General features: G+C 58.2%; 6 protein-coding genes, 2 tRNA genes and 3 rRNA genes. All 11 read right to left on the reverse strand.

Features of this window, described 5'->3' with window-relative positions; genetic code table 11:
• Positions 1–6: 6 nt before the first annotated feature.
• Positions 7–2,112, reverse strand: coding sequence for an exodeoxyribonuclease V subunit alpha (gene recD / locus BLW22_RS24735; protein ID WP_065947231.1), 2,106 nt, complete (start codon positions 2,110–2,112; stop codon positions 7–9).
• The gene (recB, locus tag BLW22_RS24740) at positions 2,109–5,783 is read right to left on the reverse strand and encodes an exodeoxyribonuclease V subunit beta (RefSeq protein ID WP_074847617.1); all 3,675 of its coding nucleotides are present in this window, start codon (positions 5,781–5,783) and stop codon (positions 2,109–2,111) included. Before recB ends, recD begins: the two co-directional genes overlap by 4 nt.
• Positions 5,780–9,229 (reverse strand): exodeoxyribonuclease V subunit gamma, encoded by a 3,450-nt coding sequence (gene recC, locus BLW22_RS24745; RefSeq protein WP_074847618.1) that lies wholly within the window; start codon positions 9,227–9,229, stop codon positions 5,780–5,782. The genes recB and recC overlap by 4 nt, the downstream gene beginning before the upstream one ends.
• 136 nt (positions 9,230–9,365) lie before the next feature.
• A 5S ribosomal RNA gene (rrf, locus tag BLW22_RS24750) occupies positions 9,366–9,481 on the reverse strand.
• A 152-nt stretch (positions 9,482–9,633) separates the two neighbouring features.
• Positions 9,634–12,525 (reverse strand): 23S ribosomal RNA (locus BLW22_RS24755).
• Positions 12,526–12,774: 249 nt separating this feature from the next.
• Positions 12,775–12,850 (reverse strand) — tRNA-Ala (locus tag BLW22_RS24760).
• Positions 12,851–12,880: 30 nt separating this feature from the next.
• Positions 12,881–12,957 (reverse strand) — tRNA-Ile (locus tag BLW22_RS24765).
• An 83-nt stretch (positions 12,958–13,040) separates the two neighbouring features.
• Positions 13,041–14,577 (reverse strand): 16S ribosomal RNA (locus BLW22_RS24770).
• The 16S, 23S and 5S rRNA genes sit together here with 2 tRNA genes alongside, the layout of an rRNA operon.
• A 544-nt stretch (positions 14,578–15,121) precedes the next feature.
• Entirely contained in the window at positions 15,122–15,742 is a 621-nt protein-coding gene (gene msrQ / locus BLW22_RS24780) for a protein-methionine-sulfoxide reductase heme-binding subunit MsrQ (RefSeq protein WP_065925288.1), read from the reverse strand.
• Complete coding sequence (msrP, locus tag BLW22_RS24785) at positions 15,742–16,755, reverse strand: protein-methionine-sulfoxide reductase catalytic subunit MsrP (protein WP_065925289.1); 1,014 nt, start codon at positions 16,753–16,755, stop codon at positions 15,742–15,744. Before msrP ends, msrQ begins: the two co-directional genes overlap by 1 nt.
• Positions 16,756–16,818: 63 nt before the next feature.
• Positions 16,819–17,676: a CDP-diacylglycerol--serine O-phosphatidyltransferase gene (pssA, locus tag BLW22_RS24790; RefSeq protein ID WP_027605398.1), complete on the reverse strand. Its 858-nt coding sequence runs from the start codon at positions 17,674–17,676 to the stop codon at positions 16,819–16,821.
• Positions 17,677–17,683 lie beyond the last annotated feature (7 nt).

A 17,683-nucleotide genomic window follows, 5' to 3' on the forward strand; every position in this document is an offset into this window, starting at 1 on the left:
ATACTCTCAGGTGTTTTCGGGGTGATGCCGCAACGATAGCACAGCATCAGATAGTTCTGACTCCTGACCCAACGCCAGCATCAACCCACTCAAGCGTTTGACCTTGCGTCGCACGGCCTCTTCAAACACCCCGCCCCGGGGTTCGATCAGGCTGAACCAGCGCTTGGCGCGGGTAATGCCGGTGTAGATCAACTCTTTGGTGAGCACCGGGTTCAGCGCGTCCGGCAGGATCAGCGCGGTGTGGGTGAACTCCGAGCCCTGGGATTTGTGCACGGTCATGGCGTACACGGTTTCCACATCATTGAGACGGCTGGGCAGGACAAAGCGCACGCCACCCTGGCCATCGTTACGTGGGAAAGCCACCCGCAGCACCTGGGGGCCGCCGTCGCTTTCAGGCAGTTTGAGGGCAATGCCGATATCGCCGTTCATCAAGCCCAGGCCGTAATCGTTGCGCGTCATCAACACCGGACGGCCTTCGTACCATTGCTCATCCCCCTCGATCAGCCGCACTTTGCGCAAGGCGGCCGTGATGCGTAGGTTCAGTCCCTCCACCCCCCAAGGGCCCTTGCGCACGGCGCAGAGCAGTTGGAACGCATCGAAGGCTTGCAGCAGTTGCTGGGCCCAGTGGGTCCAGGCGAGGTCATCGCGCGGGGTGTCGACGGTGGGGCGCGCGCTGTGCAGCAGGTTGAGGTAATAGCGATAACCCTGGGCGCCGTCGCCCTGCCCGTCCAGCACCAGGCGCTCCAGGGCGTGGTCGTGCTCGCCTTTGAGGCTGACGCAGAATAAGTCGCTGTGGCTGCGCGCGGCCAGCAGCTTGCGGGCCTCTTCGGCGTTTTGCTGGTTGACCCAGCGCGCCAGTTGGCCGATGCCGCTGCCTTCGCCGAAACGCCGTGAGTAGCGCAACATCACCACTTGCTGGGCCAAGGGATGGCTGCCATCGAGGTCTTCGTGCAGGCCACTGGCGCTGAGGTCTTCGCCGCTGACGGTTTGCAGCCATTGGCGGGTGTGGGGGCTGTACCAACCAGCTTCGGCGTCGCGGCACAAATCACCGAGTACGGCGCCGGCCTCTACCGAGGCAAGCTGGTCCTTGTCGCCCAACAACACCAGGCGAGCATGGGGCGGTAACGCATCCAGCAGGTTAGCCATCATTTCCAGGTCGATCATCGAGGCTTCGTCCACCACCAGGACATCCAGGGGCAGCGGGTTGCCAAGGTGATGGCGGAAGTGCCGAGTGCCCGGGCGACTGCCCAGCAAGCGGTGGACCGTGGTGACCTGGGTCGGGATCTTTTCCTTCACGCTTTGCGCCACTGTCAGCGACAGCACTTGCTGGCTGATGGATTCGGTCAAACGCGCGGCGGCCTTACCGGTCGGCGCGGCCAAGCGGATACGCAGCGGGCTGCCGGACTCAACGGCCGGCGCCTGCAACAGCGCGAGCAGGCGCACCACGGTGGTGGTCTTGCCGGTGCCGGGGCCGCCGGTGACGATGCTGAATGCACCGCGGGTGGCCAGGGCGCAGGCGAGTTTTTGCCAGTCGATCACGCCATCGGGCGCCGGCTGGTCAAACAAGCCATTCAAGCGCTGGGGCAAATCGGCGGCGACGTTTTCCTGGGTGGCGAGACGCAGGCGCAAGGCGCTGTCGATACGTCGTTCGTAAGTCCAGTAGCGGCGCAGGTACAGGCGTTTGCCCGACAGTACCAGGGGACGACTGTGTGCCGATTCGCTGCCGTCCACCGCCAGGGCGACCAACGGGCTGGCGGCCAGTGCATGGCACCAGTGGGCGCCGTCGAGGCCGTCGAGCAATTGCGACGGCAGCAGCATGGCGCCGCTTTGCAGGTCGCCTTCGGGCGGCAGGGACAGGGCAAAATCCGGCGCGTTGAGGGTTTCGAACAGGTCCAGGCACACATGGCCGTGGCCGAGTTGATGGCTGGTCAGCGCCGCCGCCAGGAGGACCAAGGGGTCGGCGTGTGGATCGAGCTCGTGCAGGAAGCCCACGAACGCCTTGTCCAACGCCCGCAGCCACCCCCTGTCAACCCAACGCTCCAGCAGGTGCACCAGGTCGGCGGCGCGGCTCAAGGGCGCTAACGCCTCAAGCGGTAACGGCGACAGGCTCATAACAACACTCCTTGTTCCCAGGCAGGCTCAGCCTTGGGCGGGATGGGCTTGCCCTGGAACAGCAGGTCCAGGCTTTCGATCAGTTCCCGTGGCGGCCGGGTGAAAAACGCCCCTCGGCTGACGGCCTGAGTGCCGCGCAGGAACAGGTACAGCGCGCCACCCACATGACGGTCGTAGTCGTAGTCCGGCAGGCGCGCCTTGAGTTGACGATGCAGCGCGAGCAGGTAAAGCACGTATTGCAGGTCGTAGCGGTGCTCGAGGATCGACTGTTCCATGGCGTCCTGGGTGTAGGCCGAATCGTCAGGGCCGAGCCAGTTGGATTTGTAGTCGGCCACGTAGTAACGGCCGTCATGTTCGAAGGTGAGGTCGATAAAACCCTTGAACATGCCGTTGAGCAGCACCGGTTCGGCGGCGACGCGGGACACACCGTTGTGGGTGTACTGGCACACCAGCTTGTCGAGGGCGAGCACGTCGACTTTATGGCTGGCGAACCAGAACTCCATTTCGATCTGGTAGTGCTGCAGGTCGCTCAGGGCGACCTGGTCGTTATCCACCGGCAGCGGCGTGTGCAGCAGATGGCCCAGCCAATCGCTGAGGGTGACGATCCAGCCTTCCCAGTTGCGGCGATTGCAGCGCGCGCCTACGGCGTGTTCGATGGCTTGCGAGGTCACGTTGAAGCCTTCTTCCCCGGCCCACTCCAGCAGGCCATGAAGGAAGGTGCCGGGGTTCGGACCGCGTGGGAAACGGTGAATGTCTGCGCCGGACGCCGCCACGTCACGCGGTGCATCGGGATCGAGACGTTCGTCATCGAAAAGCTTTTGCGCCTGTGGGCTTTCGGGCGCTTCAAGGTTGGCGACGCTCATGCTGTCGCCAATGCGCAAGGCACTGTAGGACGCGATCCACCAGTTCTCGGCGGCCTTGCGCTTGGGTAACAAGGGCGCGAGCAAGTGGGCGGTGTTGCGCGGCGGGTGGAACAGGATGTCCTGGGCGTCGGGCACAGGGGCGTAGTGGATGGCCGGGCAGCCGTCCTGCAGATCCAGCAGCCAACGCGCGAGGCCGGCAGACTCACTCAACGACGCACCGGCGCCGAGCAAGTAACCCAGCGCCGACAGGTGCAGTACCGAGCTGCTGCTGTTGCCACGTTTGAGGTCGGCAACGCCGAGCCAGCAGGCATGTTTGGCGCGGGTCAGGGCCACGTAGAACAAACGCAGGTCTTCGGCCAGGCGCTCATCGTCGGCCTGGGCGATCAACTCGGCGGTCGGGCGCAGGCTGACGTGGGATTTGCCGTGTTCATCGTGGTAATGCAGCGGCAGGCGACTGCCGTCGACCGGCTTGGCCGAGCAGATGAAAGGCAGGAAGACCAGGTCGTACTCCAGGCCCTTGGATTTGTGAATGGTCACCACCTTGACCAGTTGCTCGTCACTTTCCAGGCGCAGGATTTGCTCTTCGCCGGCCTGGCCGGACAACGCCAGGTGCTCGGCCAGGTGGCGGATCAACGCCTGTTCGCCGTCCAGTTCCGACGCGGCTTGTTGCAACAACTCGCTGAGGTGCAACAGGTTGGTCAGCACACGTTCGCCGTCGCTGCGGGCGATCAGGGTTTGCGGCAGTTTGAAGTCGTGCAGCAGGCGACGCAGCATCGGCAACACGCCTTGGGTGCGCCAGATCGTGCGGTAGCCTCGGAACTGCATCACGCGGCTTTCCCACGCCAGTTCGTCCTGGTTCAGACGCTCCAGTTCCGGCAGTGACAGGTTCAAGGTGACGCAAGCCAGGGCGGCCCGCAGCGGCCGCTCGACGTCCGGCTCGGCACAGGCCTTGAGCCAGACGAGCAGGTCGTGGGCTTCCTGGGCGGCGAAGACAGAGTCCTTGTCGGACAGGTACACGCTGCGCACGCCACGGGCGGCCAACTCGGCGCGCACGGCCTGGGCTTCCTTGCCGTCGCGCACGAGGATGGCGATGTCCGACGGCAGTACGCCTTGGAAGCTGTCGTCCGGCTGCAGGAAACCGGCCGTACCTTGCTGCCCGCCGTTGAGCAATTCGACAATCCGGGTGGCGCAGGCACCGGCCAGTTGTTGGCGGTACACCGCGTTGGAAACCGGCTGGTCGGTGGGCAGGTGCCACAGGTTCATTGCCGGCAACGTTTGGCCGTCTACCTGCAGCTTTTCCTTGCGGCCTTGGGATAGCACCGGGTGGAACGGCACCGGGTTGTCGCCATTCGACTCCCGGAACAGGAACGCGCCGCGGCCGGTTTCCGCCCGCTGGAACACGTGGTTCACTGCCTCGACCATCGCATGGCTGGAACGGAAGTTGGTGCCCAGGGTGTGATGACGGCCGAGCGTGGATTTGCGCGCACGCAGGTAGGTGTAGATATCGGCGCCGCGGAAGGCGTAGATGGCTTGCTTGGGGTCGCCAATCAGGAACAGGCCGCTGTCGAGGTGGTTCTCTTCGATACGGTAGATGCTGTCGAAGATGCTGTACTGCACTGGGTCGGTGTCCTGGAACTCGTCGATCAGGGCCACCGGGAACTGCTCGCGGATCACACTGGCCAGACGCTCGCCGCCATCGGCTCGCAGGGCAGCGTTGAGGCGGATCAGCATGTCGTCAAAGCCCATTTCGGCACGACGGCGTTTTTCTTCTTCAAAGCGGTTGCCCACCCAAACGGCAGCGTGTTGCAACACCGCCGCGTCGGGGGTTGGCAGCGCGTCGAGGGCGGCCTTGAGGCCGGCCATGGCGTCGATGCCGGGGTGTTGCGGCGGGTCGCCCTTCCAGGCTTCGGCCATGCCGTCGGGGGTGAGGCGAGTGAAGCCGGTGCCGATGTCCAGTTGCTCGAGGGTTTCGTCAGCGGCCCAGGCGCTGATCTTTTCGAACCAGGGCTCGAAGTAACGCGCTTGCATCTTGCGGCCGTCGACGGCTTTGGCGGCTACGGCTTGCAGACAGATATCGCGTAGCTCGGCGGCCCATTGTTGCCAGGGAGCCTTGATGTTTATCAACGCTTCACGGCGTTCTTGCAGGCAAGCGTTGATCAACTCGGCGGGTTCGCGGGTTTCATCCGTCGGCCGTTCGCTGCCGAACAGTGCGCGCACGCGTGGCATCAACGCGGCCGGGCCGCCCCAGTTGTTGCGTACCCAGTTGAGTACGTCGTCGTGCATCGGGTAGCAGAACAGTCGCCAATAATCGCGCAGCACTTCGCCGAGCAGGTCACTGTGGTCGGTTTCCAGGGTCTGGGTGAACAGGCTGCCGCTGTCGAACGCGTGTTCGCGCAGCATGCGCTGGCACCAACTGTGAATCGTGGAAACCGCCGCTTCATCCATCCACTGGGCGGCGATGTCCAGGCGGTTGGCACAGGCGGGCCATTGCTCGGGGAGGTATTGCGCACGCAGGTCGGCGATCAGCGCGTCGGGCTGTTCAATCTCTTCGCGGAAGAAACGTGCAGCTTCGGCCAAACGAATGCGGATGCGTTCGCGCAGCTCTTTGGTGGCGGCATCGGTAAAGGTCACCACGAGGATTTGCGGCGGCAGCAGTTCACGGCCAAAACCGGACTCACCGTCACCGTGGCCAAGGACCAGACGCAGGTACAAGGCGGAGATGGTGAAGGTTTTGCCGGTGCCGGCGCTGGCTTCAATCAGCTGGCTGCCATTCAACGGGAAGGCCAGGGCCAAGGGTTTGCTGCTCATGGGCCGGCCTCCTCGCCTGTGAGTGATCGCCATGGGGCGTTGATGAGCGGTCGATACAAGGTTTCGCACCAGCCTTCGAACTCTTCGCTGGCGGCCAGGGCGGCGTAATCGGGGAACTGTCGGGTGAGCGCCGGGGTTTCGCGACGCTCGCCGTCGGTGGTCAGGCCGTCACCTTCATAGGCTTTGCTCGCGGCGGCGTGGGCTTTGACCGGATCGGTTTGGCTGAGCCAGGCGAAGGCAGTCTTGACGGCTACCGGGAGCGGCTCTCTCATGCCGCTGTGCCAGGCCAACAGCAGGTTGCCGAGGATTTCCCGGGCGATGGGCTTATCCAGCGGGGCCAGTAGCAACGTATCGTCGCTGGCCACCAACCCCGTGCTCAACGACAGACCGCAGGCACAGGCCACCACATGATTGACCCAAGGACGAATCAGACGATGCCATTTGCGTGTTTTGATCGAGCCGATGCTATTGGGGATGGTGGTGACACTCAGCAATCCGCCATCACTGCGTCGATGCAGGCCGCTGATCCAGCCTTCCAGCGCTATACCTTGATGCTCGAAACTGATCGGTTCTGCAGCGGTGTGTGGCGTTGGCCAGAGCGCCAGCAACTGCTGGTAGCGTTGCAACAAGTCGGGCAGGGGCTCAATGAGTTCGTTGCGCAGGCACTCGCCGAAACCAACCATCGGCAACAGGCCACTGCCTTGCAGCCGCAGAGCCTGGGCGTTGAGGGCCTGGTCGAGGTGCTCGGGCTGGGACAGCGCAGCGTTCAACAGGCTGTCGCTCAGGCTGTAGCGTTGCAGCGCGTCAAGCACGAAGGGTTCTTCATCGGCCAAGGGTACTTCGGCGGCTTCGAAGAACACTTTCAGACGCTGGCTGAAGAAGTGTTTGACCGGATTGCGTAGGAAATCCTGTAACTGGCCGAGGCTCAGGGGCTCCTCCTGTTGGTGCTGCGCCAGTTGGTCTTCCTGTGTAACGGCATCCGGGGCGGCGTGGAGTAACTGCCATTCGCGGGCGTAGCTGAACAGCGGATCACCTTCGTGGAAGTAACGGGCGCTGAAGGGTTGGAGCGGGTGTTCCTGGGTCATCGCGTCCAGTAGCGGTGTTTCTTGTGCGTTGTGCCAGCCACTGGCGATATGGTCGCGCAGTTGGCCGATGAGTACAGAGGCCGGGCGCTCGCTGTTATCGCGGATGCTACGGCCGACCCAGCTGATATAGAGCTGGTCGCGGGCGGACAGCAGGGCTTCGAGCAGCAGGTAACGGTCGTCTTCGCGGCGCGAACGGTCGCCGGGCCGGTAGTCGCTGCCCATCAGGTCGAAATCCAGCGGTGGTTGGGCGCGTGGGTAGTCGCCATCGTTCATGCCGAGCAGGCAGACGAGTTTGAAGGGGATGGCGCGCATGGGCATCAGGGTGCAAAAATTGACAGCTCCGGCGAGGAAGCGCTGGGACAGACGGCCTTGATCCAGGCCGGCCAGCCAGGCTTCGCGGACTACGGTAAGCGGTAACTCATCCTGCAGGCCAACGGACTCGCAGGTTTCCAACCAGGTTTCCCTGAGTTGCTCAAGCTGACCCAACAGGTAGTCGTCGTGCTCGCTGCTGGGTAGGAAGAAGAGTTGCATCAGGCGTTGCAGACGCTCGCCCCATTCGTGGGGTGCTGCGGGTTGTGACAGCGCTTGATGGGCATCGCTGAGCGCATCAAGCAAAGCGACCAGTGGGCCGATCAAGGCCGCATCAAGCCCGCCGATTTCGTCGTAGGGCTCAATGCCTTCGCAGGCTGCACCGGTGCCGACGGCGTAGCCTAGAAGCATACGGCGAAGGCCAAATCGCCAGCTGTTTTGTTCCAGATTACTCGGCAGACCGAGACCCGCGCGTTGCTCGGCGTTGAGCCCCCAACGGATGCCAGCGCCTTCGATCCAGCGGTGCAGTGTGGGCAGATCGCGCTCCTTGATGGCGAAGCGTTCGCGCAAGGCCGGGACATCCAACAGGTCGAGAATCTCGCTGACGGGGAAGCGGCTGTCGGGGAGTTTGAGCAGGTGTTCAACGGCGATCAGCAGGGGATCGCGGCCGCGCTGACCTTGATCGGTCAGGGTGAAGGGGATGAAGCGGGGATCGATTCTGTCCAGTTGACCGAATACCGCGCGGATATGCGGCGCATAGCTGTCGACGTCGGGGACCATGACGATGATGTCCCTTGGGCGAAGCGTGGGGTCGGCGCTGAAGCGTTGGAGCAATTGGTCGTGGAGAATCTCCACTTCGCGTTGGGCGCTGTGGGCAATGTGGAAGCGGATGGATGTATCACGCTCCAGATCGACAGCCGGCCATTGTTCCCGAGTCTCATTGAGCGGGCGCAGTTCGAGGATATCGTCCTGAAGCTGGTTGAGCAGTGTGGTGGGCTCGCTGTCGCTGAACAGGTCGATTCGACCATCGCGAAAAGCGGCGCGGTAGCTGTTGGGATCGTCGTAACTGTCCAGCAGGCTGATGTAATCACGACCTTGTTTGCCCCAGGCGGCCAACAGCGGATGAGCATGTTGGTGCAGGGTTTGTGGGTCGATGGTAACGGGCATGCCGGCTTTGCGCGCCTGGCGCTTGTATTCGTTACGCAGCAGGTCTTTGTCGGCCACGATGTCGGACCAATGGTGGCGACACGGGTTGTGCACGCACAGCAGGACTTGGCTGAAACGGGCCAGGCCGGCCAGCGCCTCCAGCGCTTGGGCGGGCAAGGAAGAAATCCCGAAGACAATCACCCGGGAAGGCAGCCCCTTCGGCGCTTGCTCAAGCGCATTGATACGTTCGATAAAGCGCTGGTGCACGCCGGCGCGGCTTTCGGCCATGCCCTCTTCACCGACGTCCAACAGCAGCGCGCGCCATAACTCGGCTTGCCAGCAGTTGGCCGGGCTGAGTGGCTTTGATTCGCCTCGACCGTTACGCAATTGATGACGGCCAGCGGCCCAGTCTTCCAGCCAGTCAGCGCGGTAGACCTGGTATTGGTCGAACAGGTCAGCCAGTCGTTCCGCCAGTTGGTAGCGTTTGCGCAGGTCGGAGTCGTGGGTCAAGAAGCGTTGCAACGGCTCGAAGTGCTGTTGATCGATGAGTTCCGGGAGCAGGCGCATCAGGCGCCAAGTGAGCGGGGCTTTATCGAGCAGGGATTTTGGAGGGATTTCGTCACGTCCCAGGACCATGCGATAGAGCTGCCACATGAAGCTGCCGGGGAGCTGTACATCGATGGCGGCGGCAATTCCGCAGCCTCCCATATCGTCGTCTTCCGGGTCTTCAGCCAAGGCCAGTTTGAGCCACTGGGCAATGCCGTTGCTTTGTACCAGGGCGATTTCGTTTTCCAGGGGCGCCAGGGGATAACGGCGCATCCAACTCACCACCAGGCTGCGCAGTTCGTCCAAGCGGTTGCCGTGAACCACCATGAATCCAGCACTGAGGGACGTCGCATCCGGCATAACGGCTTCCTTGGGAAAAGCAAAATCGAGGGCATGGACTTTAGCACTGAAGCCCCTCCCGAGGCGCCTCCTCGCACTTTTCGAGCGCCCAAAACAAAACCCCATCTGCTTTCGCAAATGGGGTTTCGGAATTTAATCTTGACGATGACCTACTCTCACATGGGGAAACCCCACACTACCATCGGCGATGCATCGTTTCACTGCTGAGTTCGGGATGGGATCAGGTGGTTCCAATGCTCTATGGTCGTCAAGAAATTCGGGTACTGAGTCGTGGCCGGCTGGCCTCGCTTCAGCAAATTGGGTATGTGACAGCTGTCGGTGTTTTGTAAGATCTCGAACTTTCGGTTCATTGCGTCTTCACACACCGCAATCTGGCCTTTCGACGCAAATTGCTTGGGTGTTATATGGTCAAGCCTCACGGGCAATTAGTATTGGTTAGCTCAACGCCTCACAGCGCTTACACACCCAACCTATCAACGTCGTAGTCTTCGACGGCCCTTCAGGGGACTCAAGGTCCCAGTGAGATCTCATCTTGAGGCTAGTTTCCCGCTTAGATGCTTTCAGCGGTTATCTATTCCGAACATAGCTACCCGGCAATGCCACTGGCGTGACAACCGGAACACCAGAGGTTCGTCCACTCCGGTCCTCTCGTACTAGGAGCAGCCCCTCTCAAATCTCAAACGTCCACGGCAGATAGGGACCGAACTGTCTCACGACGTTCTAAACCCAGCTCGCGTACCACTTTAAATGGCGAACAGCCATACCCTTGGGACCGGCTTCAGCCCCAGGATGTGATGAGCCGACATCGAGGTGCCAAACACCGCCGTCGATATGAACTCTTGGGCGGTATCAGCCTGTTATCCCCGGAGTACCTTTTATCCGTTGAGCGATGGCCCTTCCATACAGAACCACCGGATCACTAAGACCTACTTTCGTACCTGCTCGACGTGTCTGTCTCGCAGTCAAGCGCGCTTTTGCCTTTATACTCTACGACCGATTTCCGACCGGTCTGAGCGCACCTTCGTACTCCTCCGTTACTCTTTAGGAGGAGACCGCCCCAGTCAAACTACCCACCATACACTGTCCTCGATCCGGATAACGGACCTGAGTTAGAACCTCAAAGTTGCCAGGGTGGTATTTCAAGGTTGGCTCCACGCAGACTGGCGTCCACGCTTCAAAGCCTCCCACCTATCCTACACAAGCAAATTCAAAGTCCAGTGCAAAGCTATAGTAAAGGTTCACGGGGTCTTTCCGTCTAGCCGCGGATACACTGCATCTTCACAGCGATTTCAATTTCACTGAGTCTCGGGTGGAGACAGCGCCGCCATCGTTACGCCATTCGTGCAGGTCGGAACTTACCCGACAAGGAATTTCGCTACCTTAGGACCGTTATAGTTACGGCCGCCGTTTACCGGGGCTTCGATCAAGAGCTTCGCGTTAGCTAACCCCATCAATTAACCTTCCGGCACCGGGCAGGCGTCACACCCTATACGTCCACTTTCGTGTTTGCAGAGTGCTGTGTTTTTAATAAACAGTCGCAGCGGCCTGGTATCTTCGACCGGCATGGGCTTACGGAGCAAGTCCTTCACCCTCACCGGCGCACCTTCTCCCGAAGTTACGGTGCCATTTTGCCTAGTTCCTTCACCCGAGTTCTCTCAAGCGCCTTGGTATTCTCTACCCAACCACCTGTGTCGGTTTGGGGTACGGTTCCTGGTTACCTGAAGCTTAGAAGCTTTTCTTGGAAGCATGGCATCAACCACTTCGTTAACTAAAAGTTAACTCGTCATCAGCTCTCGGCCTTAGAATCCCGGATTTACCTAAGATTCCAGCCTACCACCTTAAACTTGGACAACCAACGCCAAGCTGGCCTAGCCTTCTCCGTCCCTCCATCGCAATAACCAGAAGTACAGGAATATTAACCTGTTTTCCATCGACTACGCTTTTCAGCCTCGCCTTAGGGACCGACTAACCCTGCGTCGATTAACGTTGCGCAGGAAACCTTGGTCTTTCGGCGTGGGTGTTTTTCACACCCATTATCGTTACTCATGTCAGCATTCGCACTTCTGATACCTCCAGCAAGCTTCTCAACTCACCTTCACAGGCTTACAGAACGCTCCTCTACCGCATCACTTACGTGATACCCGTAGCTTCGGTGTATGGTTTGAGCCCCGTTACATCTTCCGCGCAGGCCGACTCGACTAGTGAGCTATTACGCTTTCTTTAAAGGGTGGCTGCTTCTAAGCCAACCTCCTAGCTGTCTAAGCCTTCCCACATCGTTTCCCACTTAACCATAACTTTGGGACCTTAGCTGACGGTCTGGGTTGTTTCCCTTTTCACGACGGACGTTAGCACCCGCCGTGTGTCTCCCATGCTCGGCACTTGTAGGTATTCGGAGTTTGCATCGGTTTGGTAAGTCGGGATGACCCCCTAGCCGAAACAGTGCTCTACCCCCTACAGTGATACATGAGGCGCTACCTAAATAGCTTTCGAGGAGAACCAGCTATCTCCGAGCTTGATTAGCCTTTCACTCCGATCCACAGGTCATCCGCTAACTTTTCAACGGTAGTCGGTTCGGTCCTCCAGTTAGTGTTACCCAACCTTCAACCTGCCCATGGATAGATCGCCCGGTTTCGGGTCTATTCCCAGCGACTAGACGCCCTATTAAGACTCGCTTTCGCTACGCCTCCCCTATTCGGTTAAGCTCGCCACTGAAAATAAGTCGCTGACCCATTATACAAAAGGTACGCAGTCACCCAACAAAGTGGGCTCCCACTGCTTGTACGCATACGGTTTCAGGATCTATTTCACTCCCCTCTCCGGGGTTCTTTTCGCCTTTCCCTCACGGTACTAGTTCACTATCGGTCAGTCAGTAGTATTTAGCCTTGGAGGATGGTCCCCCCATATTCAGACAAAGTTTCTCGTGCTCCGTCCTACTCGATTTCATGACTAAGAGATTTTCGCGTACAGGGCTATCACCCACTATGGCCGCACTTTCCAGAGCGTTCCGCTAATCTCAAAGCCACTTAAGGGCTAGTCCCCGTTCGCTCGCCACTACTAAGGGAATCTCGGTTGATTTCTTTTCCTCAGGGTACTTAGATGTTTCAGTTCCCCTGGTTCGCCTCTTACGCCTATGTATTCAGCGTAAGATAACCATCTTATGATGGCTGGGTTCCCCCATTCAGACATCTCCGGATCAAAGTCTGTTTGCCGACTCCCCGAAGCTTTTCGCAGGCTACCACGTCTTTCATCGCCTCTGACTGCCAAGGCATCCACCGTATGCGCTTCTTCACTTGACCATATAACCCCAAGCAATCTGGTTATACTGTGAAGACGACATTCGCCGAAAATTCGATCATACTCAATTAAGAGCCACTCACAAATTTTACCTTAGCCTGAGCCGTTACCAGTGAAAGTAACGTTCAGTCTATCTTTCTATCACATACCCAAATTTTTAAAGAACGATCTAATCAAAGACTAGAAATCAACATTCACCATCATACTGATGGAATGCTCATTTCTAAGCTTTCATAACGCAGAAGCAGTAGTGGTGGAGCCAAACGGGATCGAACCGTTGACCTCCTGCGTGCAAGGCAGGCGCTCTCCCAGCTGAGCTATGGCCCCGTATTTCTACAGGCGTTTCCCACACAAAATTGGTGGGTCTGGGCAGATTCGAACTGCCGACCTCACCCTTATCAGGGGTGCGCTCTAACCAACTGAGCTACAGACCCAATTTCGGGCTGCTTCTTTATCGTCTTCTTCAATGAATCAAGCAATTCGTGTGGGAACTTATGGAGCAGCTGATGTCGTCGATTAAGGAGGTGATCCAGCCGCAGGTTCCCCTACGGCTACCTTGTTACGACTTCACCCCAGTCATGAATCACACCGTGGTAACCGTCCTCCCGAAGGTTAGACTAGCTACTTCTGGTGCAACCCACTCCCATGGTGTGACGGGCGGTGTGTACAAGGCCCGGGAACGTATTCACCGCGACATTCTGATTCGCGATTACTAGCGATTCCGACTTCACGCAGTCGAGTTGCAGACTGCGATCCGGACTACGATCGGTTTTCTGGGATTAGCTCCACCTCGCGGCTTGGCAACCCTCTGTACCGACCATTGTAGCACGTGTGTAGCCCAGGCCGTAAGGGCCATGATGACTTGACGTCATCCCCACCTTCCTCCGGTTTGTCACCGGCAGTCTCCTTAGAGTGCCCACCATCACGTGCTGGTAACTAAGGACAAGGGTTGCGCTCGTTACGGGACTTAACCCAACATCTCACGACACGAGCTGACGACAGCCATGCAGCACCTGTCTCAATGTTCCCGAAGGCACCAATCCATCTCTGGAAAGTTCATTGGATGTCAAGGCCTGGTAAGGTTCTTCGCGTTGCTTCGAATTAAACCACATGCTCCACCGCTTGTGCGGGCCCCCGTCAATTCATTTGAGTTTTAACCTTGCGGCCGTACTCCCCAGGCGGTCAACTTAATGCGTTAGCTGCGCCACTAAGAGCTCAAGGCTCCCAACGGCTAGTTGACATCGTTTACGGCGTGGACTACCAGGGTATCTAATCCTGTTTGCTCCCCACGCTTTCGCACCTCAGTGTCAGTATCAGTCCAGGTGGTCGCCTTCGCCACTGGTGTTCCTTCCTATATCTACGCATTTCACCGCTACACAGGAAATTCCACCACCCTCTACCATACTCTAGTCAGTCAGTTTTGAATGCAGTTCCCAGGTTGAGCCCGGGGATTTCACATCCAACTTAACAAACCACCTACGCGCGCTTTACGCCCAGTAATTCCGATTAACGCTTGCACCCTCTGTATTACCGCGGCTGCTGGCACAGAGTTAGCCGGTGCTTATTCTGTCGGTAACGTCAAAACCATCACGTATTAGGTAATGGCCCTTCCTCCCAACTTAAAGTGCTTTACAATCCGAAGACCTTCTTCACACACGCGGCATGGCTGGATCAGGCTTTCGCCCATTGTCCAATATTCCCCACTGCTGCCTCCCGTAGGAGTCTGGACCGTGTCTCAGTTCCAGTGTGACTGATCATCCTCTCAGACCAGTTACGGATCGTCGCCTTGGTGAGCCATTACCCCACCAACTAGCTAATCCGACCTAGGCTCATCTGATAGCGCAAGGCCCGAAGGTCCCCTGCTTTCTCCCGTAGGACGTATGCGGTATTAGCGTCCGTTTCCGAACGTTATCCCCCACTACCAGGCAGATTCCTAGGCATTACTCACCCGTCCGCCGCTCTCAAGAGAAGCAAGCTTCTCTCTACCGCTCGACTTGCATGTGTTAGGCCTGCCGCCAGCGTTCAATCTGAGCCATGATCAAACTCTTCAGTTTAAACATCTTTGGGTTTTTAAGAAACCCTAAACTTGGCTCAGCAATCGTTGGTTATTCTTTGATTTCTCGCGGAGTAACTTGTGATGCTGATAATCTTGTTGACTATCAGTCTGACTCCACAAGCACCCACACGAATTGCTTGATTCAGTTGTTAAAGAGCGGTTGGTTAAGAGCTTTCGTCTCAACCGAGGCGCGCATTCTACAGCAGCCTCATTTGCTGTCAAGTGATTATTTTCAGAAGCTTTCGAAGATTTCTTCAACAACTTCAACCACTTGCGCTTCCGATCTCTCATCAGCGGGAGGCGAATTCTACAGCGTTACACGCTGCTGTCAACACCTCTTTTTCTCCGCTTTCGACCGAGAAGATCGAATCGTTAATAGCGTCAAACAACACGACCCTACCAACTTCTTCTGGGCTTCGATGAACTGAAGCAATCCGCTGCCTTATTCTGCATAACTCTTTGTTTACCAAGGAGTTTTGCGTTTCGACTGCGCCGGAAGTGGGGCGAATTATAGACGTCTACAATCTGCGGTCAAGCGTTAATTACGCTTTTGTTGCAGTGGGTGCTTTTTTAGTAATAAGTCGGGGGATTCGGCGCGCCACTGGCGGTACACGCAGTACCAGAAGCAACGCACCTATAGAAGCATAGATAGCCCATTCCTTCAGATCAGCTCGCACGATCCACAGCATGTGCAACAGACCAAGCCCAAGAATCACATACACCAGCCGATGCAGCTTCTTCCAGCGACTACCCAGTCGGCGTTGGCTATAGCGATTAGAAGTCACCGCCAACACAAACAAAGACAAGAACCCCAGCGCCCCCACAATAATGTAGGGCCGCTTACGCAGCTCCACACCCAATTGCGACCAATCCAGCCCCAGGACAAACACACAGTAAGCCGCTAAATGCGCCACTACATAAGCAAAGCACCACAATCCAAGCTGCCGGCGCACCGCGATCCACCCCGCCCAACCGCTCAGTTTCTGCAGCGGCGTCATTCCAAGGGTAATCAGCAAGAGGATCAGGGTACCCAGGCCAAGCCGATCAACCAGCACCTTGCCCGGATCCGGCCCCAAGGCAAAACTCCATGCCTCATACAGCCATAATAACGGCCACACTGCCGCAGCTATAAAAACGCCAATGCGCCAGATGGGGTAACGCATCAGTAGTTCTTCCGCAGATCGAGGCCTGTATATAAAGAGGCGACCTCATCCGAGTAGCCATTGAACATCTGCGTCTCACGCACATTGGGACTGAACAGCCCACTTGGCAGACGACGCTCCCGCGCCTGGGTCCAGCGGGGATGATCCACCGTAGGGTTCACATTCGCATAGAAGCCATATTCATCCGCCGCGATACTCTGCCAAGTGGTTTTGGGCTGCTCGCTTACAAGACTGATACGCACGATGGATTTCACGCTCTTGAAACCGTACTTCCAAGGTACGACCAGACGTAACGGTGCACCGTTCTGATTGGGCAACTCGCGCCCATACATGCCAACGGCCAGAATCGCCAAAGGGTTCATCGCTTCATCCAGACGCAGCCCTTCTACATAAGGCCAGTCGATCAAGCCAAAACTCGAACGCTGCCCAGGCATGCTCTTGGCATCCTGGAGGGTTTCAAAGCGGATGTATTTGGCCTTGGAGGTCGGCTCAACCTGCTTGAGTAAGGCAGAGATCGGAAAACCCATCCACGGGATGACCATCGACCACGCCTCGACACAGCGTAAACGGTAGATCCGCTCTTCTAATTGATAGGGCTTCATGAAGTCTTCAAGGGCGTAACGCCCCGGCTTTGCGACCTCACCATCGATCACCACACTCCAGGGCTCGGTCTTGAGCGAGCCCGCATTTTTCGCGGGATCGCCCTTGTCTGTACCGAACTCGTAGAAGTTGTTGTAGTGGGTTGCGTCCTTGAACGGGGTGATGGGCTCATCCTTGACCGTCACCGCCTGCCATTTCGTTGCCGGCAATTTTTCGGCAAACCAATTGGGCGCCTTGCCAGGCTCAACATCGGGATAACGCGCGGCCTCGTCAGCACTGGCCCAACGCGGCAGGCTGCTGGCAGCAATGCTGGCAAGCGCACCACCGAGCAAGCTACGGCGAGAAAGGTAGAAGGATTCAGGCGTGACATCCGATTCTTGGCAATCGGACGCTTTGGGCAATTTGATTAACATGGCAACTCCGCAGCATTGGAGAACTGATGCACCAATAGACTGCGGAGTATGGGGGAAATTACATTAAGGCAACGTTTTGTCCCGACGCATATGCAGCAAGTACTGAATCGGCCCCGAAGCGGCGTAGACCAGGAAGGCCAATAGCAGGATCCGAGGAGGATCACTGAAGACCACCGCGAACACCAATACCACTGCCAGGATCGCCACGAAAGGCACACGCCCTTTGAGATCAAGCTCCTTGAAGCTGTTGTACTTGATGTTGCTGACCATCAGCATACCGGCCGCAGCAACCATCAACGCCACCAGGAACGACATTTTTGAACCCTGGATGCCGTAGTCACTGAACGCCCAGACGATACCCGCGACCACGCCCGCTGCCGCCGGACTGGCCAGACCAATGAAGTAACGCTTGTCAGCAGTACCCACCTGGGTATTGAAGCGCGCCAGACGCAACGCCGCACCCGCGACATAGATGAAGGCGACCATCCAACCAACCTTGCCCATGTCCCCCAGCGCCCAGGCGAAGGCCAGCAGTGCAGGCGCAACACCAAAGGCAACCATGTCCGATAGCGAGTCATACTCGGCACCGAAGGCGCTTTGGGTGTTGGTCATGCGCGCCACGCGACCATCAAGGCCGTCCAGCACCATGGCCACAAAGATTGCGATGGCAGCAAAGCCGAAATACTTGCTGGCGCTCGCCGCATCACCCGCCGCCAGGGCACTTTGGGCACTCATTGAGTTGATGATGGAATAGAACCCGGCAAACAGATTTGCCGTAGTGAACAGATTGGGCAGCAAATAGATGCCACGATGCCGGACCTTACGGCCTTCAGCGTCATGCCCTTCTTCGACATGTTCATCGATCGGTAGCAGGCTTTCGGCGTCAGAAGCCTGGCTTGGCTCTTCGGGACGTTCGCTCATGGACTTT

This window comes from Pseudomonas marginalis, from assembly GCF_900105325.1.
Lineage (GTDB): Bacteria > Pseudomonadota > Gammaproteobacteria > Pseudomonadales > Pseudomonadaceae > Aquipseudomonas > Aquipseudomonas marginalis.